The following is a 2,094-nucleotide window of genomic DNA, read 5'->3' on the forward strand; positions in this document are numbered from 1 at the left end:
AATGAACACCGCGTTATTGGCGGTATAGCCCCGGGTCGATCCCGCAATCGTGATCCGCCCCTGACCTTTGGTGAACCACAAAAGCATCGGCTCTGAAAGCGACCGCATCGCTTCCACCCGCCACCTGCCACCAGCGGCAAGGCGCGGGATCGGCACGATCCGCAGCTTGGAGGCATGAGAGGCCGGTTCTGCTGCTGTTTCAGGTGTCGCCATGGCTCTGCTGCGCGTGATGTCGCCACGTGCCTCTTTGCCCGCCGATGGGGCGGAAAACTGCGACAGCGGTGTGCCGGAGAAGAGTTTCACGGGGCAGGTCCTCAGCGTCAGGCCGCAGTTTGGGCGACCAGTGGATTGCAAGCGGTCCGGGGCGCGAACGGCGTGATTCTAAGCGTGCCGATTCGGAAACCCAAGGAAAAAAGACGGGATAGCCGCCCGGTCGGCGGTGCGTGGCCGACCGGTCACGGGCGGTTGATCCAGTTCCAGTCCCGCATCCGGCCGCGAAACCAGCTGCGCTGGCGCTTGGCATATTGGCGGCTGGAGGCCTGCGCGGCGGTGATCGCCTCGGGCAGGGTGATCTCTCTTTGCAAGTGGCGGACCAGTTCCGGCGCGCCGATGGCCTTCGCCCAGAGAGCAGTGGGGGACCAGACCGGCAAAACGGCCTTCACCTCATCCAGCGCCCCGGCTTCGATCATCATCCCGAAGCGCCGGTCGATGCGCCCGGCAAGCCAGTCGCGGTCGGCGTTGAGAACAAGTGCCGTGCAGGCGCTGAGCGGCAGAAGGGGCGCCCCCGTTTCGGCCTGCCACGCGGCCAGACCACGCCCTGTGGCGCGCAGCACTTCCCATGCACGTTGTATGCGGGCGGGGTTCTGTCGGTCGATCCGGGCGGCGGTGGCGGGATCAAGTTCGGCCAGCATCGCCTCATGCCCGGCGCGGGCGAGGAACTGATCCGCCTCGGCGCGCACCTCGCGCGGGACTGGCGGGATTTCGGCCAGACCTTCGGTCAGCGCGGTCAGGTAAAGCCCGGTCCCGCCGACGATGATCGGGCGTTCGGGAGCCTGCAAAATCTGCGCGACCTCGCGCAGCCAGTGGCCCACCGAATAATCGGCGTCGCGCGGCAGATGACCGTAAAGCAGATGCGGGGCTTCGGCCTCATCCTCGGGCGAGGGGCGGGCCGACAGGACCCGCCAGCACGCCCAGACCTGCAGAGCATCGGCATTGACGATAACACCGCCCTGTCTGCGCGCGATTTCCAGCGCCAGCGCGGACTTGCCCGAAGCGGTCGCCCCGGCGATCACGACGGGTTTCGACGCATCAATGTTTTCAAGTAAATCCAGTGTCTTGCCTGCCGATATTCGTGTCAATTCGGACTGCAGGCAATTTCCGGCCGGACTTTCCGTTCGCGCCCGGTTGAACCTGTCGCCGATTTCCTCCATTTTGCGCGCGATCGACCGGGGCGGCAAGGGAAGCAGAACATGAACGCGTCACAGGAACCGAAAGTCACCTACAAACGCGTTCTTCTGAAAATATCCGGCGAGGCCCTGATGGGCGATCAGGGCTATGGCCTGCACCCGCCGACCGTCAACCGCATCGCGGCCGAAGTGCAATCTGTCCACGACCTCGGCGTCGAGATCTGCATGGTGATCGGCGGTGGCAACATCTTCCGCGGGCTGCAAGGCTCGGCCCAGGGGATGGAGCGGACTACGGCCGACTATATGGGCATGCTCGCCACCGTGATGAACGCGCTGGCGATGCAGGCAGCCCTTGAGCAGCTTGGCATCCATACCCGCGTAATCTCAGCCATTCCGATGGATCAGGTCTGCGAACCCTATATCCGCCGCCGCGCCGTGCGCCACCTTGAGAAAAAGCGGGTCTGCATCTTCGCCGCCGGCACCGGCAACCCCTATTTCACCACTGACACCGCGGCGACCCTGCGCGCCAGCGAAATGGCGGCGCAAGCGATCTTCAAGGGCACCAAGGTCGACGGCGTCTACGACCGCGACCCGGCAAAGTTCCCCGACGCCGTCCGCTACGACACCGTCACCTACGACGAGGTGCTGCAGAAACACCTCGGCGTCATGGACGCGAGCGCGATCGCGC

2 protein-coding genes and 1 pseudogene are annotated in these 2,094 nt (G+C 65.1%); 1 reads left to right on the forward strand and 2 read right to left on the reverse strand.

The features are described 5' to 3' along the window. Window positions 1-303, reverse strand: a pseudogene (locus tag WBB85_RS07220) (hypothetical protein); the annotation flags it as partial. A 152-nt stretch (window positions 304-455) separates the two neighbouring features. Next, window positions 456-1,358, reverse strand: a complete 903-nt coding sequence (miaA, locus tag WBB85_RS07225) for a tRNA (adenosine(37)-N6)-dimethylallyltransferase MiaA (RefSeq protein ID WP_432637949.1) — start codon at window positions 1,356-1,358, stop codon at window positions 456-458. Window positions 1,359-1,469: 111 nt separating this feature from the next. On the opposite strand from miaA, the gene pyrH reads away from it, so the two are divergent. Next, window positions 1,470-2,094: UMP kinase (gene pyrH / locus WBB85_RS07230; protein WP_432637950.1), on the forward strand; the 625-nt coding region annotated here is incomplete at its 3' end.

Source organism: Albidovulum sp. (assembly GCF_049646345.1).
Classification (GTDB): domain Bacteria; phylum Pseudomonadota; class Alphaproteobacteria; order Rhodobacterales; family Rhodobacteraceae; genus Albidovulum.